The following is a 26,776-nucleotide window of genomic DNA, read 5'->3' as shown; positions in this document are numbered from 1 at the left end:
ACAAAGCGTGTTGGCGTGGCGGGGATACGAGCGCGCGCGACCGCGATATATTGTGTGGAGAACCCAATTGTTGTAATGTAGCAGCAAAATTATCCAACTGACTGATAAAGCAGGTAAATGAATAATGGCAATAAATAAACTTAGTTATCAGTGTCTAGAGACAGTTTTTGGTGATATTCCTGCATTTACTTTCTCTATGAAGGTAAAAGAATTGATCCCCATGTATTACGTTGCTGTTCGAGGGCGAGATAATGAGGAAGGAGCCGTTCAGCGTGTACTTAATAGTAGAAGAATAACAAGTATTAAAAAATATGTTCTTGATGGTAATATATTCTTTAGTTCATTTATTTTGAACTGGACGAATGCAGATAAAAAGATTGTAGTTAAAGATGGTATCATTTCTTTTGATTTTATTCCTGCATCTATTCAGGTTATTGATGGTCAGCATCGATTAGCTGGTTTAGAAGAAGCTATGGAGGAAGATCCTAAAGTTGGTGAAATGGACATATTAGTTACTTTATGTGAATCATTAACAACGCCACAAGCAGCAAAAATTTTCTTAAATATCAATACAGAACAAAAACCAGTACCTAAGAGCTTAATTTACGATCTTTTTGGTGAACTCGAAGACGATGAAACGCATGCGATAAATCGTATAACTGACATTGCTCGTGAGCTAAATGATTTAGAGACATCTCCGTTTTATAAGTTAATAAAGTTTCCGGGGTCACCTCGTGGTGTTGGTAATATCGAGTTATCTACTATTGTTCAATCCTTAAAAGAGCATGTTAAGCCAGCGGGAACATTTGCGAAATATAATATTAGGACATATGATAATCAACGCAATTTGATCATAAACTTCTTCAATGGCATCAAATACTATTACGACAAAGAAAATATTTGGAATAGCAAAGCTAAGAATCCATTTGTAAAAGCCGCTGGCTTTGCGGGTGCTGTGGATTTCTTGACTGAAAAACTACTTTCACAATGCGTTGAAAGGAAATCATTTACTGTTGATACAATAAAGTCAATTATTTCGCTAGAGAAATCGACACTTATTACCTGGGATGAATTAAAGAATCATGATGGTAAAACAGCAAGGAAAAGAGTGAAGGAATTGCTGGAAGAAAACGTACTGTCATCACTACCGTCTCAGGATGAATATGAATTTTAAAAGATATCTCTGTCAGGAGTTTATTGAGGCTGAAGTGGGATGCTCGGATCCCACTCAGTTAGGTCAATATAAAGATAGAATTGATTCGATTCAGTTAAGTGCTAGTAAATTGTCAGACTTGAAAAATGCTATAAGGACTGACTCGACAGATGTTTTTTACAAAGCATCTGTAAGTTTTTTGGAGTCACTATACAGCCTTAGAAGGGGGCATTCATCATGGGCCATAATTAAATTATATTATTCCATTTTTTATTCGTTAAGAGCTTTCTTGCTTCTTGAGGGATATTCTATTTTCAAAAATGGAAAAGGGGATATATTTTTTTTAGAGTGCGTGGAAAATGCTGTACCAATACGTATTTCCACTAATAAAATAAAAGGAGATCACAAAACTACTATTAAGGCCTTTGCTGAGTTATGTAAATCTCATAAGCTCAATACTAATACAATTGATTCAATTAGTGTTTTTGAGTGGGCTATCCAGTGTAGAGAACTTGTTAATTATAGAAGTTCGTCCTTCATTGAGCCTGATTATGGCTATGAAGCAGTGCCAGAAGATTTGAGAGATTTGAATCGCTTGGAAGGACTTTTAGCAAATTATATTAACGACCCATATTATACATATTGTTTTCTTGAAGAGCATAGCTTATTAGCAACTGCATCAGTATTAATGAATGAACTGGTTGATATGTTTAGAAATGATGGGGTTGCATTTTTAACTGATGAGCGGCATGTTTTTTTAAAAGCTATTATTAAAAAGTCAGGGCTCATGAATATGTCCGTATTGCGAGGGTTGTTTCTTAATGATGCTGACATTTTGATTATGGAAGAATAGAGGTGCTATGGCACATTAAGTGCCATAGTTGTATTCTTGATTAAAAGTTTGGTTAACATGAAGTATAAGATTCAAAACTAATAACATCCTCGCCTAACCATTCGTTAAGTTCCTTTAATCGTTTTTGCAGTGGAACTAACTCATTGCGTACAAAAACACTGCTGGCCTTTTCAACATCACCAAAACCTCCTACGTTATTAGGCATAATTCCCATCATCTGTGGTGGCACGCGGTGCGCTGCCATCATATCATCCCGGCTGACGTTCTTGATATTCAGAAATTCATCCTTCGCCGCGATCTCTGACAGCGGTATTATCTGGATGCCGTCCTTTTTACCACTGGGTGAGTGCATAAACAGGTTACGGAAGTTGCCCGGTATCTTGGCGCTTTTCATGGCCTGGCGGATATTGTTTACGTCCCCCCAGCTCTGCGCTGCGCCGGTCATGTACATGGTAAAAACCCGCTTCGGCGGGTTTTTTATTATGGAAAAACATCAATCTAAACATAAGCATGGTGTTGGCAAAAAGTGCTGCAGAGGGGTTGAACATTTCATGCAACCGGTATACTGTATATTTATACAGTATCTGTGTGAGGTGCTAACCATGAAAGTTGAAGTCACAATTGATAAACATAAAAAACTCCCTGATGGTGCCATACCTGCGCTTGAGCAAGAATTGCTGCGCCGCTTGTCCCAGTCTTATGATGACTACAAATTAACCATTCGACGCACAAGCAACGATGGTCTTAGCGTTTTGGGCGGCGCTGATGGCGATAAAAAACGCGTTGAGCAAATCCTGCAAGAGACGTGGGAAAGCGCGGACGACTGGTTTTACTGATTCACCTTTTGGTGGCTGGCATTTCCCAAAGCATCGCAATAAGCGTGTCCCTTTGATGCTGTCGCCAGACTATATTTATGCGTCTGTATGTCGCTCAGGGGGATGAAGTGGATCTCGATATCGCCGAAGTGGTGGACATTATCAGGCAGGGCGGGAAGTTTTTAATTTCGAGCGATGGGGGGAAAATAACCGGGCTCGAAAAGGTAAGAAAAAATCAGTTTTTGCTGACGATTGAAGAGTTTAAAGAGCTAGCTAAAGAAGCTGGCTGCATTGACGAAACCGAGAGTAAGCTGCAATAATTTACCTGCCGCCTGAACAACGGCAACGGAGCATCTCAGCGCCACGGAGTGAAACCCATGGCGCAACAATTACACCTGATAAAACAGACCCAAGGAATACTGATCCCTGCCACGCAGGAGACCAGTGATTTCTTGCAATCAAAATGCAAGCTCGGCGCCGTTCTGGAGGCCGATTTTAAGCTTGTCCGCAATCCGGCGTTTCACCGCCGATACTTTGCTTTACTCAATCTCGGCTTTGAATATTGGGAACCTACCGGCGGGGCGATTTCGTCTAACGAGCGCAGGCTTATCACAGGTTACGCCAAATACCTTGCTGCATATGGCGGGAGTGAATCGGCGTTGCTTGATGCCGCCGGGCAATATCTCGACCTGATAGCTGAGAAGCGATCCGGTTCAATCAGTATTTGCAAATCCTTCGATGCTTACCGGGCGTGGGTCATCGTTGAGGCCGGCCACTATGACGCCATACAGCTGCCGGACGGCACGCTGAAAAAACACCCTCGCAGCATTTCTTTCGCAAGCATGGACGAATGCGAGTTCCAGGAACTGTACAAAGCATCGCTGGATGTTCTCTGGCGGTGGATCCTCTCTCGTTCATTCAACAGCCTGCAGGAAGCTGAGAACGCCGCCAACCAGCTTTTAAGCTTCGCGGGGTGATGCCGATGAAACACTCATGGTTTCACCATCTCGAATGCACAACGCAGCAGGCCGACGAATTGGTAGCGAGATATCGTCAGCGGGGCGTAAAGGTCGAACGAAGCTTAAACCCTGACTTTATGACATGGACCGTCAGCGCGCAGCTGGTGAAGGACAAAAATCCGCCTCGGCCAGACTCTCGCTGGCGCAACAGGATGTGGGGGTGAGTATGGCGAACCTTCGCAAAGCGGCCCGAGGTCGCGAATGTACAGTGCGGATCCCTGGTTACTGCAACGGCAACCCGGAAACCAGCGTGTTGGCGCATTACCGCCTGGCGGGTACGTGCGGCACAGGATGCAAGCCTGACGATACTCAGGCGGCGATCGCCTGCAACGGGTGCCATGACGTAATCGACGGCAGAACTAAAACCACCGATTTCACCTACGACGAATTGCGCCTGATGCACGCGGAGGAGGTAATGCGCACCCTGGAAATCTGGCGGAAAGAGGGACTCATTAAATCATGAAAATCTACGATATCACGCCCATCGGCAAACCCAGGATGACCAGAGCTGATAAGTGGAAGCAGCGTCCGGCGGTAATGCGCTACCGGGCATTCTGCGATGAGGTCCGTCTGAAGAACGTTGCTATGCCGGAGCAGGGCGGACACATAACCTTCGTGGTTCCCATGCCAAAGAGCTGGAGCCAGAAGAAGCGAGTAACGATGAACGGACAGGCACACCAGCAGAAACCAGACGCCGATAACATGATCAAAGCGCTGATGGATGCTCTGTTTACTGATGACGCACATATCTGGGACTTTCGTGTAACAAAAGTCTGGGGTGAATCCGGACAAATTTTAATTTCTGATATCGGAGAAGTGGCCGCATGAAACTGGAAGCATCGTTAAAGCATTTCAGCCCGCAGGGGATGCATATCAGCGACGACGTGAAAAGCACATCGCCGAATCGACTGACCGGAACAGATGTTATGGCGGCTATCGGTACCACCAGCAGTCGTGCGCGCTTCGGCCTTGCCGCTTTCCTCGGAAAGGCTGGTATCAGCAAAACGGACGAACAGCTTGCAATTCAGGCGCTGGCGCAGTTTGCCATCAAAAACGCTCCTAAAAATGTCCGCAAAGCCGCTGGTGACAAGCTCGGCGCCTGCATGTTGACGCTGGCGCAATTTGCCTTTGCGGAATACTCACGTTCGGCGGCCACCAGAGCAACGTGTCAAAGCTGCAGCGGTACCGGCTTTATTTCCCGCCATGAAGATGTAATTAAGCACCCCGGTATTTTCGATGCTGACGGTGTCGAAGTGAAGGCCCCAAAGATTAGAAATGAACTGGTGAAAAGGGTCTGTGGAGTCTGCGGAGGAAAGAAAGTGATCCATGCGCGATGCAGGTGTAGTGGTAAAGGGGAGGTCTTAGATCGCAAAGCGACCAAAGAACTTGGCGCACCGGTTTTCAAAACATGTGAACGCTGCTCTGGTAATGGCTTCTCTGTTGTACCCTCTGCGACGGTACACCGCGCCATTCTGAAGCGTCTCCCGGATCTCCATCAGTCTTCGTGGTCACGCAACTGGAAGCCGTTCTATGAAGGGCTGGTGGATATGCTTCACAAAGGAGAGAGACAGGCAGCGGCTGAATTTGAGAAGGCGACCATTTATTGATGTGATCGAAACAGATGGCGGCAAATTTTTGCACGATAGAGTTGACTTTGCATAAAATTGTCCTGTATTCTTCTAATCATGGATACGTACATCCAAATGAAACTGATTCTGAACCCTGCCAACCGGCGGGGTTTTGCTTTTCTGGGGGAAGCGATGCAGCAGCCATATTTTTTTAATCCGGGCATGACCACTCAACAGCTTGAAGACTGGCTTGGGCAACAGAAAATCTATCTTGCCCACTTCAACCGTCTGATAGCAGAAAAAGCCGCTCTTGAGGAGCGGCTGAGTCAGATCTCTGCGGAGATTGGGCGAGTCGCTACTGGTAGCTTTGAAGGAATACTGAGTTTTCCCTGGGATCCCAGTCCTCTTGTGGAAAATCCTCAACAGGATAGTGGCCAGTCGGCAGATTGAGTGACGCCAGGACAGCGGCAGCATCTTCTGACATATAACTGGGCTTTAGTTGACTGGCAATGATAAAGAGACAGTCGTTTAGCGAGAGTCTTCTAATCTCTTCAGGTTTCCACTTGGTCATTTCGAAGATAAGGTGATGAAGAGCCTTATCGTTATCAAGATAATAATAATCCGATGAAAAATGTTTCCTGTACTCATCGAGAATACATTCAAGAGTGAATATTTGTCCTATTCGGTACCAAACCTGCCTGGTTCTGTAACTGTGTGAGTCTGCCAGTAATGTTTGGGGGAAGTTGTTATTTTGGCAAACCCGTGACTTGATTACCTGTAAAAGGTCTGAGTACTTACTCATATTATGCACCAGTTGATGTTTTAATCATTTGCGAATCAATTTTATCAAAGAGAAAAACAAGCCGCTACACGCTGATAACATCAGGCTGGGCAGTTATGGTGAGCCGATACCTCAGACAAGCAGAGTATGTGTAAGTTCACACAGATATTGCAAATACCTCAGGGTTAATAAGGGGGTTACCTGATGTTGATGCAACATGTCGGAGTAGGCTATTTTGGGTATTACCGAGCAACTGCTTATGCGATGAAACACTCCCTTATGCCCGAGATTGCGAAGTTAAGAATGAAGGCCCTGAACTTCTGGGATAAGCATGGTATCCGTGCCGCAGCTGATGCTTTTGGCGTATCAACACGAACGCTCTACTGGTGGCGCCAGTTGCTTCGCACCGGTGGTCCTCAGGCGCTTATTCCAAGAAGCAAAGCCCCCCTGGTTCGCCGTTCAAGGCACTGGCACCCTGATGTGATCAAGGAAATCAGGCGCCTGAGAACTGAGCTACCCAATCTCGGCAAAGAGCAGATTTTTGTCAGGCTGAAGGCATGGTGTGAACTGCGACATTTTACCTGTCCCAGTACATCAACCATTGGAAGGATCATTGCCGGAGCGCACGATAAAATGCGGATGGTTCCCGTTCGCCTCAGTGCCAGAGGCAAAGTCAGGTTGATAAAAAAACGCTCAGTGAAGCCCAGAAGGCCTAAACAGTACCGCCCGGTAAAAACAGGCGAACTCATAGGGATGGACGCGATTGAACTCAGAATGGGGGATCTGCGCCGCTATATTATTACCATGATCGACGAGCACAGCGACTACGCGCTCGCCCTGGCAGTTCCTTCACTCAACAGCGATATCACCAGCCATTTCTTCAGCAAGGCCACAAAGCTCTTTCCTGTTGCTATCAAACAGGTTGTTACTGACAACGGTAAGGAATTCCTTGGAAACTTTGATAAAACGTTGCAGGAAGCCTCGATTAAACACATCTGGACCTATCCGTACACACCGAAAATGAATGCGACCTGTGAGCGATTTAACCGGACACTTAGAGAACAATTTATTGAATTCAATGAATTGTTGCTTTTTGACGACCTGAATTTGTTTAATCAAAGAATGGCTGAATATCTGGTGCTGTATAACAGCAAAAGGCCACATAAATCACTCGAACTGATGACGCCAGTGGACTATATTTTACGTGAGAGTAAAAATTGCAATATGTGGTGGACCCATACAGAGTATTGAAACCTGAAAGACTGAATGTTAAATTTCTGGTGTGGTGAATCCCCCTATGCGGAGGGGCATTGCCAGTCTGATATGTTTTTTTGCGCATTGCGAGTCGTCTGTGGACTGGCGGCGACTTACCGGGAGGCACCCGGCACCACACCTAATAAAAAATGATGATAGCTGTAAGGCCCACTTCGGTGGGCTTTTTCTTTGGGCAAAAAAAAGCCCGCATGGTTTCATGCAGGCAAGGCAGTTACATTTAGATTTTGTCCCGGTATATGTTTTTTTGTCCGGAAGTCGAAAGATACTGTCTCGAATACATTTTGTAAATAACGGATTCAAATCACAAGGCCATGCATTTGCATGGCTTTTTTATTATCAGGTCCCGCAGGAATCATCATCGACACGCTTCGTTGTTAAATCCAGCCTGACGGGCCTGACCCTTTTCAAACACACAGCTTCCCGATCTTCCATCGGAGGCGGTAACTATGGCTAAACGTATGCAAGACAAAGAGAGCATTGCCGGGATGTCCTGGCTGGTTCTGCTGATCATTGCTTGCTGGGGTGGACTTGTCCGCTACCTGATAGATGTGAAGCAGAGCAAGGCAACATGGAGCTTGATCAATGCTCTTGCCCAAATGGTGGTTTCAGGGTTTACCGGCGTTATTGCTGGCCTGGTGAGCATTGAAAGCGGACTGAGCATTTACATGATACTGGCCACTTCCGGAATTAGCGGGGCAATGGGTTCTGTTGCTTTGACCTATTTATGGGAACGCATTACCGGAGTTAAGGCGCCATGACAGCAGATCAGATTATCGAGGGGATCCTCGGCAAGGAGGGTGGTTATGTCGATCATCCGTCGGATAAAGGCGGGCCGACCCGCTGGGGCATCACGCAGACCACCGCCCGTGCACATGGCTACACCGGTGATATGCGGAACCTGCCCAGGGAAACAGCAAAGCAAATCCTGCTGAGCGATTACTGGACCGGCCCCCGGTTTGACCAGGTGGCAGCTCTATCTACGTTACTGGCAGATGAGCTTTGCGACACTGGCGTGAACATGGGGCCATCTGTAGCCAGTAAGTTTTTCCAGCGCTGGCTGACCGCAATGAATATGCGCGGAAAGCTGTATCCCGATCTGATTCCGGATGGTGCCATTGGTCCCCGAACCATCACCGCGCTTAAGGGATACCTTTCCGCCCGCGGGAAAGAGGGTGAACAGGTTCTGTTGCGTGCGCTGAACTGCAGCCAGGGTGCCAGATACCTCGAACTGGCGGAGGGCCGCGAAGCCAACGAGGATTTTCTCTACGGCTGGGTTAAGGAGCGTGTCCTGTGAAGATGATCATTTTCGCTTTGCTTGTGCTGGTGGCTGTGCTCGTTCTGTTACTTCTGCGCAAATATACCCGGCTGGAGTTCGTAGGGCATGCCAGCTTGCTGCTGAAAACGTGGTCTGTAAAGCTGGGAGCTATCGGCGCGCTGGTTGGTGTATGGGCGCAGTCGTTCCCGGATGCTGCGCTGCACGCCTGGGCGGTGCTGCCGCCGGATATCAAAAACATCCTGCCGCCAAACATCGTTGCGTTGATTAGCCCTGCGCTGGTGGTGCTGGCCGTACTATCGCAATACGTACGCCAGCCAGCATTGAAAGAAAAGGCCGACGAACTGAAGGAGCAGCAATGAGCTTTGAAATTATCGCGGGACTGGTGGTCGTCATCCTGGGTGCTATTGCTGGCGCGTTCGGCATTGGTCATGCTCGCGGGGCCAGTAAGGCGAAAGCCAAAGCTGATCAGCAACGTACCGAAGAGAACGCCGCTGCTACTGTCGCCGCGGCAGAACGCCGTGCTGAAGTCACGAAAGGGGCCAGCGATGTACAGGAAGACGTTAAGCGTATGGGCGATGACGATGTTGATCGGGAGTTGCGCGAAAAGTTTACCCGCCCCGGTAGTCGTTGACACGGCCTGCAGCTGGGTGCGGATCATCTACCTGACTGACCACGATATCGATGTGTTGGATAAGCAGACCAAGCGTGACATCCTGGCGCACAACAAAGCAGTGCAGGCCAATTGCTCGCAGCTCACAGAGAAGGGTTCCAGGTAATTCAGCTACAAACGCAGAACACTTTAGGTATTGAAATTTACATGGCCACATGAACAAAAAATCAGAATACGAGACAACAGAGCGCTGAAAAATGAAAAGTTGGTATCTAAGTCAGGTGCATTAAGGCACTATGGATTTTCAATTCCTTCTATCTAAGAAGCTGCCCATGACAAGAAATTCACTCCCTCAACTTCCGCATGGTTATCGATACGGTGACGAGCACTCTATTCACCCTCATTGTGATGGGGATTATTTAGCTCCGCAGGGATATGTTATCAAGTCCGTTAACCTTGTAGATGGGGTGGTTATTTATGTGCCCATCCAACGCTACATCAAGCATCTAGATCTTTGGGTTAATGCCGAAGGAACTGTCGAATAAATTGTTAGTTACCGGCCTCGTTCGGGAGAGCTGAGAATTGCCATCAAAAGACCAGCAGAGATGCCTGGTGCTCTGGTTGAATGTTCCGGCAAGTTGAAAATGATTGGTTCAATGAGCTCTTTCGATATTTAAATGCTTTCGATAACTTAAATGAAGCTATCACCACGTTATCACTGCCAGCCAACACCAAAACGGCAGTGGTCAGTTAAAAAGCAGAAAAGCCTCTCCCGGGTGGCTCCTGAGAGATTTTAGTTTTCTAACTGGTACCAACCAAAGGTCGCATTTTTTATGCGACCTTTTTTATTGTGCGTAACAGGCATCCGTAAGGAAACCGTTCAGCTTGTACACACGGCAAAGATAAATGCAAAAGCATCACAGAGGCTATTTTGTCGAATGGCTTCGATAATACTCCCCACATCGAACAGAGGTAAGACATGTCAGAGATCACTGCATCCGAGCAAATCCGCCTGGATATAATCAAGAAAGTTAATTATGACACCGCAGCGGCCAAGCTGGCCATTGACTGGGTAGGCGACAGCTATCTGAAGTCTGAGCTATTCGCTGACTCTTTCGATCGTGTTTTCACGGAAAGTGAGATTGTCTCGAAGACCCGTAAGGCAATCCAGGAAGCGACCGAAGCGCTGGCGCTGTTTGATACTGCCGCTGAGAAAGTCAGCTAAGGCATTACAGCAGGCATTCATCGAGTGCCTGTGATAATGTTAAAGCTCCTGTATAAGGGGCAGTTGTATGATATCATGCAACGAAGCAACCAAGCTATGGAAAGTCCGGGTAATGGTTTGGAGTGAATGTGACGTTTAGCAGCGGTGGTATAAATGGCTACTTTTTCATGTTGCTTAGTATGTGGCCAGTGCTAATGGTTTTATTCCTGGGATTGTCTCCTGCATTTTACGGTGTGTTAATGCCTAAAACGGCAATTGCTTGTCTGGTGATCGCTGCAGCCTTTGGCATTGGTGGGTGGTTCTATGGATTGTGATCTAAGTAACATTTGGTCAGGTTATAAACTGGTATCTGACCGCATTACAGCAGGTATTCATTGAGTGCCTGTGATAATGCCCGTCAGACAATGGACTGATATCATTGTCTGTTTCTCCCGGTGTATTTTGAAATACTCAATACTCTCATAACGTCTCTGCCTGCCAACATCAGAACGCCAGAGGTTAGTTAGCCGGATAGATGCACCTCTATCTGTTGGCTCCTGAGAGATTCTTTATACGCTGGTTGGTAGTGACCAAAGGCCGCATAATTTTGCGGCCTTTTTCATTTCTGTAAAATGAAAGTCCTCAGGCGGTTAACGATGCTCTGGACCATGGAAGTGATCTCCACCATGTCCGCCGCTATGAGGCCCAGGGGGAAGGATACATCCTGAAAGAGACAGCGCACCACAGATCACAAAAACAGCAAGCATAATTCTTTTCATAATAACTCCTGAACTAAAGAGCCTTAATTCCAAAACATAAAAGTGAATATTTTATGGAGAATCAGTAATTCCTTTTTCTCCCTCACGTTAAATAGGAATAATCCATGGCAAAACCGGACTGGGGCGAGCTTCAGCGACGGTTCCTGTCCGATCATGCCGCAACCGGCGTATCACCGAAGGATTGGTGTGAAGCGCAGGGACTGAATTACGCTACTGCCCGCCGATACATCAAGAAACCCACTGCGCAAACTGCGCAAAAACCTGCGCAGAAGAAACTGCGCACTGCGCAAAAGGAAAAGTGCGCAGAAGAGCTGGTGGATGATGATGGCCTCACCGATCAGCAACGTTTATTTGTCGCAGAATACCTGAAGGACCACAACGCCACGCAGGCCGCTATCCGTGCCGGGTACAGCAAGAAGACTGCTGAACAAATTGGCTATCAGCTGCTTCAGAAAACTTCAGTTGCGCAGGCCATTGCGCAGCAGCAGAAAGCATCCATTGTGCGCACGCTTGGCAGCGCGGATGAAGTGCTTGAGCAGATGTGGCGGCTGGCAACATTCGACGCCAACCAACTTTCTCAGTATCGCCGCGGGAGCTGCCGTTACTGCTGGGGCTTCGGTCACCAGTATCAATGGCGCGATGCGGTTGAGTTCGAAGAGAAGCTGGCTGAGGCTTTAGCGAAGAAAGGGAAAGAGCCAAACGACAGAGGCGGCTACGGTTACGACCATACCAGCTCGCCTAACCCGAAATGTCCTCGCTGTAATGGTGATGGCATCGGCCAGCCTTTCTTCGCCGATACGCGCAAGCTGGCGCCGGATGCTGCGCTTGCCTATTCCGGTGTGAAGCTTGGTAAGAATGGCGTTGAGATAACCGCCATCAGCCGTGAGCGCATGTACGAGGCGGTGATGAAACGTCTCGGCCTGGCTGACAGTGAGTTCGCCCAGCGTCTACAGCAGATTGAAATCGAGCGCCGGCAGCTGGAGATCGACAAGCTCCGTAAAGAGCTGGCCGCTGACCCAGAAGATGACGAACCAACGCCAGTTGCGATCAATATCAACGTAGTCGATGCGCGAGTGAGGGAAGAGGATGGCGATAGCTCCGACGCTTAACGTTCCCCAGGCTCGTTTTCTGGCTATGCAGCAGAAGTTCAAAGCCTATGTAGCTGGTTTTGGATCCGGTAAGACATGGGTTGGCTGCGGTGGAATATGCAAAGGGTTCTGGGAGTTCCCCAAAATAAACCAAGGCTACTTTGCCCCGACTTATCCTCAGATCCGCGATATTTTCTACCCCACGGTGGAAGAAGTTGCTCACGACTGGGGACTGAAAGTCAAAATCGTTGAAAGCAACAAAGAGGTCCATTTCTACAGTGGGCGCCAGTACCGCGGCACGACAATTTGTCGGTCGATGGAAAAGCCCGACACGATAGTAGGCTTTAAAATCGGCAATGCGCTGGTGGATGAACTCGACGTTCTGAAAGCGGATAAGGCGCGTCAGGCGTGGCGAAAAATAATCGCGCGTATGCGTTATAAAGTTGATGGTCTGCGTAATGGCATTGACGTGACTACCACACCTGAAGGATTTAAGTTCGTCTATAACCAGTTTGTTAAGGCTGTGAGGGAAAAGCCTGAACTGAGGTCGATGTATGGTCTGGTACAGGCTTCGACATTCGACAACGAAAAGAACCTGCCGGATGACTATATTCCTTCGCTCCTGGCGAGTTACCCGCCGGAATTGATCAAGGCATATCTGAACGGCCAGTTTACTAACCTGACCAGTGGCACCATTTATCATCAGTTCGACAGGGTGCTGAATAATTCCAGTGAGGAAGAGCAGCCAGGTGAAGCGCTGTATATCGGGATGGATTTCAACGTCGGGAAGATGGCCGGGATCGTCCATGTATTGCTGCTCGGCTTACCACACGCGGTAACAGAGATTATCAACGCTTACGATACGCCCGACATGATACGCATCATCAAGGAACGTTTCTGGCTGTATGCCGACGGTGACTACCGCAAGGTCCGCGAGATTTATATTTACCCGGATGCCTCTGGTGATTCCAGGAAGTCAAACAACGCCAGCAAAACAGATATTGAGCAGCTCCGGCAGGCCGGATTTAACGTCATCGTTGATGATGCTAACCCGCCGGTAAAGGACCGCATTAACTCCATGAACGCCATGTTCTGCAATGGTAATGGCGATCGCCGGTACAAGGTGAATGTGGCCCGTTGCCCGGTCTATGCCGACTGCCTGGAACAACAGGTGTGGGATAAAAACGGCGAGCCGGATAAAAAGAGCGATAACGATCACCCCAACGATGGCGCTGGTTACTTCATTGTGAAGCAATTCCCAATCGTTCGACCTGCATTCTCTATTTCACTGGACACGACATTCTGATGGCCAATAACGATATTACTTATGTTCGCCCTGAGGTCAGGGCGGCGATGCCCGTGTGGAAAAAAATTCGTGACGTGTGCAAAGGGGCTGATGCTGTAAAGGCCGCCGGGAATGAATACCTCCCTTTTCTGGATCCGTCCGATAAGTCTGCACGCAATAAAAAGCGCAATGCTGATTACATTCAGCGCGCCGTTTTCTACGCGATAACGGGCAATACAAAAGTGGGTCTACTGGGGCTGGCATTCAGAAAAGACCCGACCATGACCGCGCCGGATAAACTGAATTATCTTCGTGACAACGCCGATGGTGCTGGTGCCAGCATTTATCAGCAGTCCCAGCAGGTTACAGAAAATATTCTGGAGGCCGCGCGCGAGGGGCTTTATACGGATTATGCAGCTGAGACCGACGAGGCGATCATCCTTCGTTATCAGGCGGAAAGCATCATTAACTGGCGCACCAAACGCATCAATGGACGTGATCAACTGGTGCTGGTGGTTTTACGTGAATGCATGGAAAAGGAAGATGGTTTTGCGTACGAGGATGAAATCCAGTATCGCGAACTGGCTCTGGAGAACGGAAAGTTTGTCTGCCGGGTATGGCGAAAGTCAGCTGACGCAGGCTCTTTTTCCGTCGATTCTGAGTATCACCCGAAGCCTAAAGGTGAGGATTTTTGGGATGAAATCCCCTTTACCTTCGTTGGTGCACAAAATAACGATCCCAGCATCGACGAGTCGCCTTTAGCCGCCCTCGTTGAAATTAACCTTGGTCATTATCGAAATTCGGCGGATTACGAAGACAGCGTATTTTTCTGCGGTCAGGTTCAGCCGGTGATTTCCGGGCTTGATACCGCCTGGCGTGACTGGCTGCAGGATAAGGGAATTCGTGTCGGTTCTCGTTCTCCATTCCTGCTGCCGAAGGAGGGGAGTTTTACCTATGCTCAGGCGCAACCAAACACCCTGGCTAAAGAGGCGATGGACAGTAAGCGTGATTATTCTGTTCAGCTTGGCGCCCGGCTTATCGAGCAGAACGGCGCGGTTAAAACCGCCACGCAATCCAGCGGCGAGCAAACCGCATCCACATCGGTGCTCGGCATTTGCGTTTCCAATGTCTCGGAGGCCTATACGCTGGCGCTCGGCTGGTGCGCCAGATATCTCGGCATAAAAGGCGAGGAATATCGTTACAGCATCAATCAGGAGTTTATCGCCAAAGTCGCAGAATCCGGCATGGTAACGGCAATCGTCAATGCCTGGCAGTACGGTGCGATTCGCGACACTGATATGGTCAGAGCTCTGCAGAGGCTTGACCTGATAGATCCTGCTGACGACCCTGAAACTGTCATTGACGCTATTCGTAACGGCGCGCCTAACCTGATTGGTGGCAATAATGGCAACGGCGAATGACAAACTGCATGATGAATCCATAGCCCACGCTATATGGGTTAGTCGCTACAGCACCGGCGTTGCCAACAGGATGATAAAAGTCCTGAATGACAGCGACGCCGAACTTACCGCAAGGTTGCTGGTGGCTATTGATACGCTGGACGCTGAGAGCTTTACCGTTTCTAGGCTGGAAGCGTTACTGGTAAGCGTCAGGGCGATAAACAAGGATGCGATTCAGTCGATGTATGCAGCTCTTACTGCCGAGTTGCAGGAACTGGCGAAGCACGAAGCCACTTTTCAGATGAGCCTCTTCCAGTTTGCTATTCCCGACGATGTTCTTGCTCTTCATCCGCTGGTGGGCATCTCCCCGGATGCGGTTTATGCCGCGGCGATGGGGCGTCCATTCCAGGGACGTTTGCTAAGCGAATGGGCCAGCAACCTCGAAGCTGATCGTATGGCGCGCATATCCAATACGGTGCGGCAGGGTTTTCTCCTGGGCGATACGCATGAGCAGATCGCAAAAAAGGTTCGTGGACATGCTAACCGCGGCTACCAGGATGGTGCGCTTCAGATGAGCCGGGCCAATGCGGCCAGCATAGCGAAAACAGCAGTAGGGCATCTTGCATCAACAGCAAGACAAAGCTTTGCGTCGGCGAACGACGACATTCTGAAGGGTAAGCAGTGGTTATCTACTTTGGATAACCGGACATCAAAGGATTGTCGGATCCGCGACCGACTCAAGTACACGCTGGATAATAAACCGATAGGGCACAAGGTGCCTTATTTGCAGGGACCTGGGAAAATCCACTTTTGCTGTCGGAGCACCGAAACTTACATCCTGAAATCGTCCGAGGAATTAGGTATTAAAGTCGGCGAAATCAAGGATAGCTCGCGCGCCAGCATGGATGGACAGTTTCCGGCTGACACGAATTACCAGGACTGGTTCTCCCGGCAGTCGTTCACGCGACAAGCTGAGATTGTCGGAGAAACGCGCGCCAGGCTGATTCGTGATGGCGGCATGTCTCCCGATGAGTTCTACAACGACAGGGGCGAGTGGCTGACGCTCGACCAGTTGCGCTCAAAGGATGAGCAGGCATTCAGAAACGCTAGGCTTTAACCAACATATCTTATTCAATCAGGCTGCCTTCGGGCGGCCTTTTTTATTGGGCCAGGCCCACAGTAACTATCCCAAGGGGACAACATGCTTATTCGTAACATGCTCATTAAATATTATTCGGCAGCTGGTGGTGAAGGTGGTGATGGCGGTGGATCCGGTAGTGGTGCGCCCGAGATTACGCCGGAAATCCAGAAGTTGATCGATGAGCAAGTCAGCGCTCAGGTTTCTGGCCTGAAAAATAAAAATAGCGAGCTGCTTGGTAAGCTCAAAGAGTCCACTGAGTCGCTTAAGCGTTTTGAAGGTATCGATCCTGACGCGGTGAAAACTATTCTCCAGCGTTTCTCTGATGATGAAGAGGCGCAACTGATCGCCGCCGGGAAAATTGACGAGGTACTGGATAAACGCACTGAGCGGCTACGTGCTGATGTTGATAAGCAAATCAAAGCCGCTAATGAACGCGCTGAAAAGGCGGAAGCGTTCTCCAACAAATTCCGTGATCGTGTCCTGGGTGATGCTATCCGCAGCGCAGCGCTTAAGGCTGGCGCGCTGCCAGAAGCATCCGACGATCTGATTCTTCGTGCTAAAGGCACATTCCAGCTCAACGACGAAGGCGAGGCCGTAGCAGTTGATGCAAATGGCGATGTTCTGTTCGGTAAAGACGGCAAAACTCCGCTCACCCCGGTTGAGTGGGCTGAATCTCTGAAAGAGACGGCCCCGCACCTGTTCCCGCGCGCCGAAGGCTCCGGGGCTGGTGGTCATAAACCCGGTGGCGGTGGCGGTAGTCTGAAACGTTCAGAAATGAGCTCAAGCGACAAAGCGGACTACATCCGCAAACATGGCCAGCAGGCCTATCTCAAATTGCCTAAGTAAGGACTAATCAATGCCTACGACCGTAAACAGTGACCTGATTATCTATGACGACCTCGCGCAGACTGCGTTTCTTGAGCGTCGCCAGGATAATCTGGAAGTCTTCAACGCCGCTTCAAACGGCGCAATCATTCTCGACAACGAACTGATCGAGGGTGATTTTCGCAAGCGCACCTTCTATAAAGTTGGTGGTTCTATCGAATCGCGCAACGTTAACTCCACCGACCCGGTAACGGGTAAAAAAATCGGTGCCGGTGAATCTGTCAGTGTTAAGGCGCCGTGGAAATACGGCCCGTATGAAACCACTGAAGAAGCGTTTAAACGTCGTGGTCGCGATGTAAGCGAATTCTCCGAAGTGATCGGCGTCGACGTCGCTGATGCAACGCTTGAAGGTTATATCAAGTATGCACTTCAGGGGCTTGTGGCAGCCATTGGCGCAAATGCTGATATGACGGTTTCAGCGGATATTGCCACTGATGGTAAGAAAACGCTGACCCGTGGCCTGCGTAAATACGGCGATAAATTTAACCGTGTTGCGCTGTTCGTTATGCATTCCACGACCTATTTCGACATTGTTGATCAGGCTATCGACAACAAAATTTACGAAGAAGCTGGCGTGGTGGTTTATGGCGGACAGCCAGGCACGCTGGGTAAACCGGTGCTGGTAACTGACACCATGCCGGTTGACGCGATTCTTGGTCTGGTGGCTGGTGCGGTATCCGTAACGGAATCACAGGCTCCGGGCTTCCGTTCCTACGATATCAACAACCAGGAAAACCTTGCTATTGGCTATCGCGCAGAGGGCACGGTTAACGTTGAACTGCTGGGTTACAGCTGGGATGAGACGAAGGGCGCTAACCCAGACCTGACCAAAATCGGCACCGGCGCGAACTGGAAGAAACATTTCACCAGTAACAAATCCACTGCAGGTGTACTGATTAAGCTGGAAGCCCCTGCGGGGGAGTAACCCTGTCAGTGGATAAAACTTCCGCAACTGCTGACAGTACCGACGCGGTGACCGTTTCGCTCAAGTACACCAAAAATGGTGCCGGAGTCTCCGGGGCAGCTGTGGCGTGGACGTCTACTGGCGGCACGTTAAGTGCTTCGACGTCACAGACAGGGTCTGCTGGTGGTTCGACCGTGAAACTCACCTCTGCTACGGCCGGCTCCTTCACGGTGACGGCTACCGTTGACGGTGTGGTGAAAACAACTGAAGCGATTGCGTTCACTGCTCCTGCGGGTGGTTAACCGACGGGGCGAAAGCCCCGTTTCTTTTGGTGAGGATCCGATGACCGTTTATATAACAATCCAGGACGTTGACGAGTTGCTGGGGGATACCTGGGCTGCCGCCGACAAAAAGGGTAAAGCCGTGCTCCAGGCAAACACCTGGATGACGGCGCTTAACCTTCAGGATATCGACCCGGAGCATATTCCTGAAGAAGTTAAGCAAGCCGGAGCGTTTATCGCTTCCGTAGCCGCTGCAGGCAATCTGTATCAGCAAAAAACAGATTCCGGCGTGGTGACGAGCAAAAGCGTTGAGGCCGACGATGTGAAGGTTTCCCGCACTTTTGCCGAGCTTTCAACCACCAGCACTGAATTACTCGATCCTGATTTGCAGCTGGCGCTGGATATGCTCAAACCGTGGATGATTAACCCTTTCCAGACGTTCTTTGTGAGGGCGTGATATGTCCGATTTGAAGGTGGTCCCATTTCAAAAGCCCAGCCATCACAACCTCGATAACGACCAGGTTATTCGCCTGCTGAAACAGGCTCTGGAGAGAGCCGAAAACGGCGGCTGCCACAGTGTCGCAGTGATACTGCTTGATGATGAGGGTAACGCGATTGATTGCTGGCATAACGGTGGACGTCCCTATGTGATGGTTGGCGCTATGGAGTCGCTTAAAACCGACTTTATCCATGCTCATATTGAGCGGCGGTAAGGGGATAACATGCAAAATCCATATGTGCATTATGCCGGCGACGGGCTCGGTCCCCGCGATGTGTTTGTGAATGGAAACCCGATCAGACATGTCGTTTACGCAAATCAGGCAAAGGGTGTTGTAGAGTTTGCTCCGCTCCCGCTGCGGGTTAAGCGCAATGGCGAAATTTATACCCGCAAACTCCACGGTACAGTGATCGTTAAACCTCAGCAGCGTATTGGTGGGTGCAATGGGCATTCGTGACGAGCTGCAAACCGAAGTCGCCGCGGCATTCGATACCGACCTGCAGGATGCCGTTAAGGATTTCACTGGGTCATATACCGTTCGGGGTGCCTGGGACCCGGTGACGGAAACCGGCACTGAAACGCAGGTGACTTACTCGGGGCGTGGAGTACTGGCGCGCTATAAGCTGCGCCGTATCGATGGCGTTAACATTCTGCATGGTGATGTGAAGCTAACCGCACTGGTTAACGAGGTGACTGATAAGCCGGCCGTCGGGCATATCATCACCGCACCGGATCCGGTTACGGGTGAGCTTCAGCGCTACGAGGTCATCACCGCTTCTGCCGACTCTGCTGGCGCTGCGTACTCCATTCAACTGCGGAGGGCGTGATATGGCTAAGGGCTGGAACATTGACCCGGCGGCATTCGCCGGGCTGGTGGCAGAAGATGTCAAACTACGCCAGCGGACAATCGCCATTCAACTGCTGAATGAAATCGTTCAGCGGTCGCCGGTAGGAAACCCGGAGCTGTGGGCCATTAACGCGACCGCGGTTCAGTACAACAAAGCTGTTGGGGAATGGAACGAATCTCTTTATGCCGATCCTGCCAACCTGACAAAGACAGGCCGTCTCAGAAAGAAAGTCCGTGTTAATGACAGCATGGATATCAGGCGGCCGGCTGAGTATCGCGCAGGAACCTTCAGGGCATCGCATTTCGTCAGCATCGGCGAACCTAATCATTCCGTCCCGACCGAACCGGATCCGCGCGGGACAATGACGTTTCTTAATGGCAAAAATATCATTGACCAGGCGCCAGCCTACTCGGTGATTTACATCCAGTCGAACCTGCCTTACTCCGTGCCTCTGGAGAATGGCCACTCAACACAGGCGCCGACAGGCGTCTATGCCGTCTCGTTTAATGGTGTTATTCAGGCCTACAAATGACCCTTACAGAAATCAGAAACGCTGTCATTTCCCGAATGGCGGCACAGACCGCTATTGCCTCTGATGCGGTGGATTATCCCAATGGCCCGGTATTTGACCCCAGTAACCGCGATATCTGGGCCCGACTAACCAACATTGCTGGGCAGGCTGGCGCAACCGAGATCGGGGACGGGCCGGTAGTCCACAGGACGGGCTTACTCATCATTCAGCTTTTTGTTCCGGTCGGTTCCGGGACGTTGCTTATCTCCCGAACGGCCGATCAGCTAACGGAGCTATTCGAGTTTAAGGATGACGGAAAGCTGAGTTATTTCGCTGTTTCTGCTGTGCCGGCGGGTGAGACCGATGGCTGGTTACAGCTCAATCTTCAAATTCCTTATCGCGCTCTGTAGCGCACAAAAAACAGGAGGCTCCTGTGAGCTCAGGTGCAAAAGTAGTAGCCGCGTTTATTCGCGAGACAACGCCAGGAATCACGCCTACAGCAGGGGCGTGGAACCTGCTGCGTCGTTCTTCATTTGGTCTGAAACCAACGCAGAACACCAACGACAATGACGAAATCGCTGGTGACCGCATGGCGCAAGGTGTTTCACGCGGCACAGTGGATGTCGGCGGCGATGTCGGCACGCGGTTTCGCTGGAACCAGCATGATGATTTTCTTGCCAGCTGCTTCGGTTCCGAATGGCTAAATAACGTTCTGACGATGGGTAATGGTCGCATTACGTTCTCCGTGGCGACTTTTGCCAGTGATGTGGGGATCGCCCAGATTGCCCGCGGTTGCCAGGTTGGCACCTTCCAGATGGAAATCCCGGCCGATGGTGATATCACTGCAACCATTACGTTTGCAGGGCTGGACTGGGAGACGAAGGGGGACGATACCAGCTATTTCACCGCGCCGGTGGATTTAGCGGGGGCGCTGCGTTACTCCTTCAAAGAGGTCACGAACATCCGGCTAAATGGTGTTGATGGCGGGACAGGTTTTTGCGTCGACACCTTCAACATCCAGTTCAACAACAATATGCAGACTCAGCGCTGCATCGGTACCGGTTCGGCGTTCGCCGGCGCAAACATTCCGACAACCTTTACCCCGTCAGGTCAAATCACGCTGTCATGGTCAAAGGCTGCCTGGGAGGTTTACAAAAAAACGTTCACCGGCGAAACGGTGCCGTTTAGCTTCACGCTGGAGAATGCTGAAGGCGCCTATACCTTCGATTTCCCGGAAGTGCAGATCTCAGGCGACTGGCCGGATGCGGGGAGCACTGACATTGTTCAGGTTCAGCTGGATATCACCGCGGCCAATACGCCGCCGACGATTACGCGCGTGCCTAAAGTGCCGGCGACGGCAATCAGTGTTGCGCCAGCCACTTCAACTGGGGCCGCGGGATCCACGGTGACGTTAACCGCCACGCTTACGCCAGTTGATTCAACTGATACCGTCCAGTGGACGTCATCGGATCCGACTATCGCCAGCGTGGTTTCTACCGGGCAGAAAACAGCAACAGTCACCAGAAATGCTGCTGGTACTGCAATCATCACTGGTAAGGCCCGCACCTATACCGCAACGTCTGAAATCACCGTTACCGCGCCTTAATTTACCTGGCCCGTTCTGCAGTCATCGCGGATCGGGCTTTTTTGGGAGTCTTTATGCTGATTATTTCTTCTCAAATTGATTTGAACGGAGAACGCTGGTTTTTCCCTTTCAAAAAGCCAGCAGGAAGTAAAAAGAAATTCACGCCGGAAGACGAGGCGCTATTTAAACTCCGTCTGCTGGTGGCCAGTAGCGAGAATCCACAATACCGCTCACGCAATGCGCTGGTGCGGCGCCATATCGACAAAATGGACGCGAGCTACCAGGTCGGTACGGATGCTTTCGATCTCGCCAGTGTGGGCGAGATTGACTCGGTTGATGATCTTCTCATCGACAATTGCGCGCGCTTTCTTCTGAAAGACTGGGAAGGCGTGGGGGAGTTGGTGGATGGTACGGAGACGGCGGTAGCGTATACACCGGAGCGTGGTGTTGCGTTACTGAAGCAAAACCCCTCTCTGTACTGGCTTATTCTGGCTGAGGCGGCGAATATTGCTCAGGGTAAGGAGCAGCAGACTCAGGAAACCGTAAAAAAGCCATAGAGGCCCAAAAGTGGCTAAAGGAATTCGCCGGCGAGCAGGGCGAGAAAGCAAAGTGGCGCAGGGAGAAACTAAATCTCCCGCCCATTCCGGAGCCTGAAATCGATGCAGTCACTGGGGAGATCCTCAACGCTTACGCCATGATATCGCGCGGCAGGAAGTATGCCGGCATGGCCGGAGTGCCGCTCCCTCTATCCCTGAACGATATTGAGCTTTACCTGGCATCGCGCACCATCCTGATCGACCGCATTGAGTTTGACGCAGCGATACTGGCTCTTGATGATGCCTGGAGGGCTGAGTGGGCCGAAGATCAGAAAAGACAGGCAAAAGTGAAGTAGTCATATCATTGTCTCCATCTATTCCTGTGCTAACCTGTGCAAATGTTAATGATGGGGATAAGGATGTGGAACTAATCATAATTTGTGCAATTATTGGGTGCATACCTGCGGCGATAGCGAGCAGTAAAGGGCGCTCGTTTTTTGCTTGGTGGTTATACGGAGCACTTCTCTTCATCGTAGCTCTAATTCACTCACTGGTAATCAAGAAGGACATTCGCGCCCTGGAACAGAGCCAGCTTGATAGTGGGTTGGTTAAATGTCCATATTGTGCAGAAATGATTAAGCCTGAAGCCAGAAAGTGTAAGCACTGCGGTAGTGATGTAAAAGAAGCGATAGAAGTTGCTAGGCTCAAAAATTTTAAGCCGAGCGACATTCCATTTGATGCTTTTTTCATCAGGAAAAGGGTAGGCTTTGATGTTAATGAAGAGGCGGTAACTAACTTGGTATCACGCTTGAAACAAGCTAATCCAGAATTAGGCCCCGAGGGCATCAAAGAAAAATATTTTATGCAAATTGATGAGTTGGTAAATCAGCTACCTAGTGGGGTTCGTGATGAATTCATACGGACTTATAATGCAAAGCTTTGACAACTGAGCCCACTATTTTGTGGGTCTTTATTGTTGCCCCAAAACATGAACCTCGCTCTGGCGGGGTTTTTTATTGCCCGGAGATCGCCAAATGACTGAACAAACCTCCCGCCTGGCCATTGTTATTGATAGCTCCGGGGCAGAAAAACAGGCTGATAATCTCGCAACTGCACTGGTAAAAATGACGCAGGCAGGTGAACGTGCTGCCACCAGCGCAGTGAAGGTGACAAAGGCCACTGATGAAGAAAAACAGTCTCTTTCTGAACTCTTAGATCGCATCGACCCGGTAAACGCCGCCCTGAACAAACTGGATAAACAGCAGCAGGATCTTGCAAAATTCAAATCAAAGGGGATGGTAGATGCCGATACATTCGATCTTTATTCAAAGAAAATCGAGGAAACACGAAACAGGCTAACTGGATTTCGTGACGACCTTGGCAAAACCGGCCAATCAGCCGCACAGACTGCCTTTGCCATGCGCATGATCCCAGCGCAGATGACCGACATTATTGTCGGCTTATCTACAGGTCAGTCACCGTTTATGGTGCTTATGCAGCAGGGCGGGCAGTTAAAAGATATGTTTGGTAGTATTGGCCCGGCAATTAAGGGTGTGAGTACCTATGTTATGGGGTTGGTTAACCCTTTCACTCTTGCAGCTGCGGCGGTCGGTTTTCTTGGTCTGGCCTATTACAAAGGCACTCAGGAGCAGGACGAATTTTATAAGTCTCTCGTTCTCACTGGTAATTTGGTAGGCAAAACTTCCGGTCAACTGGCAGATATGGCGGCCCGTGTATCGGTCGCAGCTAACTCCACAACCGGTGCAGCAGCTTCAACGCTGAATCAGTTGGTGTCATCCGGTAAAGTAGCTGGCGACTCATTGGAGCGCGTGACAACCGCCATTGTTAAGACTAGCGAGGCGACGGGCATTGCTACCGATAAGCTGGTTGGTGATTTCAACGACATTGCTGCTGACCCGGTTGCAGCCATTACCAAACTTAACGACCAGTACCACTTTCTGACACTGGCAACCTACAACCAGATTAAAGCACTGCAGGATGAAGGTAATCAGCAGGATGCTGCACGGGTGGCTACTGATGCTTACGCCAATGCCATGCAGCAGCGTGCGAACGATATTCATCAGAATTTGGGGATTCTTGAACGTGCTTGGGACTCGCTGGGTAAAACGGCCAAGGGTGCCTGGGATGCGATGCTCAATATTGGGCGCGAACAAACACTAACGGATAAACTTTCCACCTTAAACGAAAATATTGCTGAAGCCCAAAAAGGGCAAAAAGATGGTGGGTTCTGGAACAGTTTTAGCGCGAGGTTTACCAACCTCCCGGAGATGATAAAACAGAGAGATTTGCTCGAATCAGTTGCCAATCTTCAGGGGGATGTAACCAAAGGACAGGCGAAGGCTAAGGAAGCCGAACAGCAAAGAATTAAAACGCAGCAGGAAGCAGATCGCGTTAACCAGCAATATTTGAGCAATGCGGATAAGCGCAATAAAGCTATTAAGCAGCAAAGCGAGTTCCTGAAGGCAGGTGCAATTACTGCAGAGCAATATGCAAAAAATGTTTCTCGTATTAACGAGCTGTACAAAGACCCGAAATCACCCAAGACGCCAAAGGGTAAAGCATATACCGAGGACGCGGCAACCCGGCTGCTTGATCAAATAAACCAGCAGACAGCTGCCTTGCAGTCCCAGCTGGATGCCAGTGACAAGCTTAACAGCGCAACCCAGGCGCGGGTAAAGTTCGAACAGCAAATTGCTGACCTCAAGTCTAAAACGCAGCTCACAGCCGACCAGAAGTCGATTCTTTCCCGTTCAGATGAAATCCTCCAGGCGTATAAGCAGCAGGAGGCACTGCAAAATTCCGTAAAAACCCTGGACGATTACCGGAAGATGCAGGAACAGGTAAAGACGAAGGATGAGCGGACCAACGATCTGCTTAAAACCCGTCTTGAACTGCTGGAGAAGGCCAAAGCAACCGGGCAACTAAAACCCGGTGAATATGAAAAAACACGGGCAGATATTTATCAAAACACCGATATGCAGCTGCCCTCGACGGTTCGTAATGTTGTAGGAAACCTGACACCAACAGGAGGGCGACTCTCTGGAACTTTTGAGGGGATGCAGGGGCAAATCAATGAATATGACCAGGCTCAGCAAGAGCTCCAGCGCTGGCTGGCAGCTCAGGAGGAAGCTTATGCGAAGGCCGGTGAAATAACTGCCGAGGGTGAGGCCAGAATGACCTCTATTCGTCAACGTGCGGCGGATGCAAATCAGGTCATAGAGGCTCAGAAAAACACCATCATATCTGCGGCCACGCAGTCCTTGTTTGACAGTACCGCCGACATCATGCGAACGGGGTTTGGTGAGCAATCGGCAATCTACAAGGTCGCTTTTGCTGCGAGCAAGGCATTCGCTATCGCGGACTCGATGGTGAAAATCCAGCAGGCTATAGCAAGCGGTGCAGTAAGCGCGCCTTATCCGGCCAACATCATCGCTATGGCCTCAATCGCTGCGCAGACCGCCAGTATCGTCTCAAATATTCAGGCTGTTTCAGGCGTTGGTTTCGCCTCCGGCGGTTACACCGGCCCCGGTGGTAAGTATCAGCCAGCGGGTATTGTTCACAAAGGAGAGTACGTCTTCGACCAGGCATCAACGAACCGGATCGGCGTGTCTCAGCTTGAGGCACTTCGAAATGGCCAACCGCTTGATGCAACTCTGGGGCGTACAGGGTTTGGTACTGGTGTGCAGAACGTTAACAGCGATAACAGCAGCAAGACCACCATCCATGCTCCCATTGAGCAACATTTCCATACGCCGCCCGGTGTGACACCTGATCAGATGGCTCTCTCCATGGCTCAAACGCAGAAGCGGGCGACAACGGAAGCCCTGGATCAGGTTGCTGCGCAATTGTTGAGGGGAGATGGGAAAGTTGGTAAGGCAATGCGCAGTAAATATTCAGGCAGAGGGTTAGAGTGATGACTGATATCTACTACCCGCATGACAGTCTTCCGATGCCATTACAGGAAGGATACGGATTCCAGCCTGTAAGCCCGTTAAAACGAACCCAGTTAACTACCGGCCGCGCGCGGCAAAGGCGAGCTTATACGTCCACACCGACGCAGGCCAGCATCACCTGGTTTATGGAAACCGATGCGCAGGGACTGGCGTTTGAGTCCTGGTTCCGTGATGCGTTATCTGACGGGGCTGCATGGTTCATGATGAAGCTGCAGACGCCGGCAGGCATTAAGTTTTACAAATGCCGCTTTACAGATATTTATCAGGGACCGGTGCTGGTGGCCCCGATTTACTGGAAGTACACAGCGACGCTTGAATTATGGGAACGCCCCCTTGCTCCTGCCCCATGGGGTAATTACCCGGAATGGATCGTCGGAAGTTCGTTGCTGGATATTGCGCTGAATAAGGAGTGGCCGAAGGCTTGATTAAAACCGTTTCTCCTTCATAATCACTTGTGTCGATTTGTGGGAAAGTCCTTCATGCCGCTCCGTAGCCGGAGCGTGAAA

At 49.9% G+C, this 26,776-nt stretch carries 38 protein-coding genes and 1 pseudogene; 37 read left to right on the top strand and 2 right to left on the bottom strand.

All coding sequences use genetic code 11. The features are described from left to right. Positions 1–124 precede the first annotated feature (124 nt). Positions 125–1,174, top strand: a complete 1,050-nt coding sequence (locus KB890_RS03760) for a DGQHR domain-containing protein (protein WP_022631187.1) — start codon at positions 125–127, stop codon at positions 1,172–1,174. Beyond that, a complete protein-coding gene (locus KB890_RS03755; RefSeq protein WP_022631188.1) occupies positions 1,164–2,006 on the top strand; it encodes a hypothetical protein in 843 nt (280 codons plus the stop codon). Before KB890_RS03760 ends, KB890_RS03755 begins: the two co-directional genes overlap by 11 nt. Positions 2,007–2,058: 52 nt before the next feature. On the opposite strand, the pseudogene KB890_RS03750 reads toward KB890_RS03755, so the two are convergent. Next, a pseudogene (locus tag KB890_RS03750) lies at positions 2,059–2,463 on the bottom strand (capsid portal protein); the annotation flags it as partial. 145 nt (positions 2,464–2,608) lie between these two features. On the opposite strand from KB890_RS03750, the gene KB890_RS03745 reads away from it, so the two are divergent. From KB890_RS03745 to KB890_RS03715, 8 genes are all read left to right on the top strand, one after another. Then, a complete protein-coding gene (locus KB890_RS03745) occupies positions 2,609–2,842 on the top strand; it encodes a DinI-like family protein (RefSeq protein ID WP_022631487.1) in 234 nt (77 codons plus the stop codon). Positions 2,843–2,949: 107 nt separating this feature from the next. Beyond that, positions 2,950–3,141 (top strand): hypothetical protein, encoded by a 192-nt coding sequence (locus KB890_RS03740; RefSeq protein WP_023313103.1) that lies wholly within the window; start codon positions 2,950–2,952, stop codon positions 3,139–3,141. A gap of 57 nt (positions 3,142–3,198) precedes the next feature. Beyond that, positions 3,199–3,798 (top strand): DUF1367 family protein, encoded by a 600-nt coding sequence (locus tag KB890_RS03735; RefSeq protein ID WP_022631485.1) that lies wholly within the window; start codon positions 3,199–3,201, stop codon positions 3,796–3,798. Next, on the top strand, positions 3,798–4,004 hold the full coding sequence (locus tag KB890_RS27525) for a hypothetical protein (protein WP_022631484.1): 207 nt from the start codon (positions 3,798–3,800) through the stop codon (positions 4,002–4,004). The genes KB890_RS03735 and KB890_RS27525 overlap by 1 nt, the downstream gene beginning before the upstream one ends. Before the next feature lie 2 nt (positions 4,005–4,006). Next, positions 4,007–4,303: a DUF1364 domain-containing protein gene (locus tag KB890_RS03730; RefSeq protein ID WP_031281243.1), complete on the top strand. Its 297-nt coding sequence runs from the start codon at positions 4,007–4,009 to the stop codon at positions 4,301–4,303. Next, positions 4,300–4,668, top strand: a complete 369-nt coding sequence (locus tag KB890_RS03725; RefSeq protein ID WP_004190680.1) for a RusA family crossover junction endodeoxyribonuclease — start codon at positions 4,300–4,302, stop codon at positions 4,666–4,668. Before KB890_RS03730 ends, KB890_RS03725 begins: the two co-directional genes overlap by 4 nt. Beyond that, a complete protein-coding gene (locus tag KB890_RS03720) occupies positions 4,665–5,447 on the top strand; it encodes an antitermination protein (RefSeq protein WP_022631482.1) in 783 nt (260 codons plus the stop codon). The genes KB890_RS03725 and KB890_RS03720 overlap by 4 nt, the downstream gene beginning before the upstream one ends. 153 nt (positions 5,448–5,600) lie before the next feature. Further along, the gene (locus KB890_RS03715; protein ID WP_031281242.1) at positions 5,601–5,858 is read left to right on the top strand and encodes a hypothetical protein; all 258 of its coding nucleotides are present in this window, start codon (positions 5,601–5,603) and stop codon (positions 5,856–5,858) included. Here the strand turns inward: KB890_RS03715 and KB890_RS03710 are convergent. After that, positions 5,764–6,210 carry an ECs1072 family phage-associated protein gene (locus KB890_RS03710; RefSeq protein ID WP_064159469.1) on the bottom strand — a complete coding sequence of 149 codons (447 nt, stop codon included), beginning with the start codon at positions 6,208–6,210 and terminating at the stop codon, positions 5,764–5,766. The two genes, KB890_RS03715 and KB890_RS03710, sit on opposite strands and share 95 nt — an antisense overlap. 183 nt (positions 6,211–6,393) lie before the next feature. On the opposite strand from KB890_RS03710, the gene KB890_RS03705 reads away from it, so the two are divergent. The 27 genes from KB890_RS03705 to KB890_RS03585 all read left to right on the top strand — a co-directional run bounded on the left by KB890_RS03705 (position 6,394) and on the right by KB890_RS03585 (position 26,695). Next, positions 6,394–7,440, top strand: coding sequence for an IS481 family transposase (locus KB890_RS03705; RefSeq protein ID WP_086540526.1), 1,047 nt, complete (start codon positions 6,394–6,396; stop codon positions 7,438–7,440). 482 nt (positions 7,441–7,922) lie between these two features. Next, positions 7,923–8,222 (top strand): phage holin family protein, encoded by a 300-nt coding sequence (locus KB890_RS03700; RefSeq protein WP_031281240.1) that lies wholly within the window; start codon positions 7,923–7,925, stop codon positions 8,220–8,222. Beyond that, positions 8,219–8,758: a glycoside hydrolase family 108 protein gene (locus KB890_RS03695; protein WP_004184488.1), complete on the top strand. Its 540-nt coding sequence runs from the start codon at positions 8,219–8,221 to the stop codon at positions 8,756–8,758. The genes KB890_RS03700 and KB890_RS03695 overlap by 4 nt, the downstream gene beginning before the upstream one ends. Next, complete coding sequence (locus KB890_RS03690; RefSeq protein WP_004190674.1) at positions 8,755–9,099, top strand: DUF7940 domain-containing protein; 345 nt, start codon at positions 8,755–8,757, stop codon at positions 9,097–9,099. The genes KB890_RS03695 and KB890_RS03690 overlap by 4 nt, the downstream gene beginning before the upstream one ends. Beyond that, positions 9,096–9,371 (top strand): hypothetical protein, encoded by a 276-nt coding sequence (locus tag KB890_RS03685; RefSeq protein WP_004190672.1) that lies wholly within the window; start codon positions 9,096–9,098, stop codon positions 9,369–9,371. Before KB890_RS03690 ends, KB890_RS03685 begins: the two co-directional genes overlap by 4 nt. Next, positions 9,322–9,516 (top strand): hypothetical protein, encoded by a 195-nt coding sequence (locus KB890_RS27520; protein WP_019405025.1) that lies wholly within the window; start codon positions 9,322–9,324, stop codon positions 9,514–9,516. Before KB890_RS03685 ends, KB890_RS27520 begins: the two co-directional genes overlap by 50 nt. Positions 9,517–10,329: 813 nt before the next feature. Beyond that, a complete protein-coding gene (locus KB890_RS03680; RefSeq protein WP_004218558.1) occupies positions 10,330–10,575 on the top strand; it encodes a DUF2560 family protein in 246 nt (81 codons plus the stop codon). Between the two features lie 167 nt (positions 10,576–10,742). Further along, the gene (locus KB890_RS27515) at positions 10,743–10,889 is read left to right on the top strand and encodes a DUF4175 domain-containing protein (protein WP_138920855.1); all 147 of its coding nucleotides are present in this window, start codon (positions 10,743–10,745) and stop codon (positions 10,887–10,889) included. Between the two features lie 548 nt (positions 10,890–11,437). After that, positions 11,438–12,442, top strand: coding sequence for a terminase small subunit (locus tag KB890_RS03675; RefSeq protein WP_004218556.1), 1,005 nt, complete (start codon positions 11,438–11,440; stop codon positions 12,440–12,442). Continuing rightward, positions 12,420–13,727 carry a terminase large subunit domain-containing protein gene (locus KB890_RS03670; RefSeq protein ID WP_022631478.1) on the top strand — a complete coding sequence of 436 codons (1,308 nt, stop codon included), beginning with the start codon at positions 12,420–12,422 and terminating at the stop codon, positions 13,725–13,727. Before KB890_RS03675 ends, KB890_RS03670 begins: the two co-directional genes overlap by 23 nt. Further along, a complete protein-coding gene (locus KB890_RS03665) occupies positions 13,727–15,127 on the top strand; it encodes a DUF4055 domain-containing protein (protein ID WP_022631477.1) in 1,401 nt (466 codons plus the stop codon). Before KB890_RS03670 ends, KB890_RS03665 begins: the two co-directional genes overlap by 1 nt. Beyond that, positions 15,111–16,223, top strand: coding sequence for a phage minor head protein (locus tag KB890_RS03660; protein WP_022631476.1), 1,113 nt, complete (start codon positions 15,111–15,113; stop codon positions 16,221–16,223). Before KB890_RS03665 ends, KB890_RS03660 begins: the two co-directional genes overlap by 17 nt. A gap of 84 nt (positions 16,224–16,307) precedes the next feature. Next, on the top strand, positions 16,308–17,093 hold the full coding sequence (locus KB890_RS03655) for a hypothetical protein (protein WP_016946679.1): 786 nt from the start codon (positions 16,308–16,310) through the stop codon (positions 17,091–17,093). A gap of 10 nt (positions 17,094–17,103) precedes the next feature. Beyond that, positions 17,104–18,057 (top strand): major capsid protein, encoded by a 954-nt coding sequence (locus KB890_RS03650; RefSeq protein WP_022631475.1) that lies wholly within the window; start codon positions 17,104–17,106, stop codon positions 18,055–18,057. An 8-nt stretch (positions 18,058–18,065) separates the two neighbouring features. Further along, on the top strand, positions 18,066–18,338 hold the full coding sequence (locus KB890_RS03645) for an Ig-like domain-containing protein (RefSeq protein ID WP_124724672.1): 273 nt from the start codon (positions 18,066–18,068) through the stop codon (positions 18,336–18,338). Positions 18,339–18,378: 40 nt separating this feature from the next. Beyond that, a complete protein-coding gene (locus KB890_RS03640) occupies positions 18,379–18,774 on the top strand; it encodes a hypothetical protein (RefSeq protein ID WP_008807837.1) in 396 nt (131 codons plus the stop codon). A 1-nt stretch (position 18,775) separates the two neighbouring features. Further along, on the top strand, positions 18,776–19,030 hold the full coding sequence (locus KB890_RS03635; protein WP_004190649.1) for a hypothetical protein: 255 nt from the start codon (positions 18,776–18,778) through the stop codon (positions 19,028–19,030). 9 nt (positions 19,031–19,039) lie between these two features. Next, on the top strand, positions 19,040–19,273 hold the full coding sequence (locus tag KB890_RS03630) for a hypothetical protein (protein WP_004190646.1): 234 nt from the start codon (positions 19,040–19,042) through the stop codon (positions 19,271–19,273). Next, entirely contained in the window at positions 19,260–19,643 is a 384-nt protein-coding gene (locus tag KB890_RS03625; protein ID WP_004217344.1) for a hypothetical protein, read from the top strand. Before KB890_RS03630 ends, KB890_RS03625 begins: the two co-directional genes overlap by 14 nt. A 1-nt stretch (position 19,644) precedes the next feature. Beyond that, complete coding sequence (locus KB890_RS03620) at positions 19,645–20,196, top strand: hypothetical protein (RefSeq protein ID WP_008807839.1); 552 nt, start codon at positions 19,645–19,647, stop codon at positions 20,194–20,196. Then, positions 20,193–20,585, top strand: coding sequence for a phage tail terminator-like protein (locus KB890_RS03615; RefSeq protein ID WP_004190640.1), 393 nt, complete (start codon positions 20,193–20,195; stop codon positions 20,583–20,585). Before KB890_RS03620 ends, KB890_RS03615 begins: the two co-directional genes overlap by 4 nt. 23 nt (positions 20,586–20,608) lie before the next feature. Then, on the top strand, positions 20,609–21,781 hold the full coding sequence (locus KB890_RS03610; protein WP_022631474.1) for a phage tail tube protein: 1,173 nt from the start codon (positions 20,609–20,611) through the stop codon (positions 21,779–21,781). Between the two features lie 53 nt (positions 21,782–21,834). Further along, positions 21,835–22,317 (top strand): hypothetical protein, encoded by a 483-nt coding sequence (locus KB890_RS03605; RefSeq protein ID WP_004190637.1) that lies wholly within the window; start codon positions 21,835–21,837, stop codon positions 22,315–22,317. Positions 22,318–22,484: 167 nt separating this feature from the next. Further along, a complete protein-coding gene (locus tag KB890_RS03600) occupies positions 22,485–22,652 on the top strand; it encodes a hypothetical protein (protein ID WP_004892511.1) in 168 nt (55 codons plus the stop codon). A gap of 65 nt (positions 22,653–22,717) precedes the next feature. Then, the gene (locus tag KB890_RS03595) at positions 22,718–23,239 is read left to right on the top strand and encodes a zinc ribbon domain-containing protein (protein ID WP_022631472.1); all 522 of its coding nucleotides are present in this window, start codon (positions 22,718–22,720) and stop codon (positions 23,237–23,239) included. A 91-nt stretch (positions 23,240–23,330) separates the two neighbouring features. Further along, a complete protein-coding gene (locus KB890_RS03590) occupies positions 23,331–26,231 on the top strand; it encodes a phage tail length tape measure family protein (protein ID WP_022631471.1) in 2,901 nt (966 codons plus the stop codon). Next, the gene (locus tag KB890_RS03585; RefSeq protein ID WP_004190622.1) at positions 26,231–26,695 is read left to right on the top strand and encodes a hypothetical protein; all 465 of its coding nucleotides are present in this window, start codon (positions 26,231–26,233) and stop codon (positions 26,693–26,695) included. The genes KB890_RS03590 and KB890_RS03585 overlap by 1 nt, the downstream gene beginning before the upstream one ends. Positions 26,696–26,776 lie beyond the last annotated feature (81 nt).

This window comes from Klebsiella sp. P1954 (genome assembly GCF_018199955.1).
Taxonomy (GTDB): Bacteria; Pseudomonadota; Gammaproteobacteria; order Enterobacterales; family Enterobacteriaceae; genus Klebsiella; species Klebsiella pneumoniae.
The sequence above is the reverse complement of the archived record's forward strand: the minus strand, read 5'-3'. Positions and strand labels throughout refer to the sequence as shown.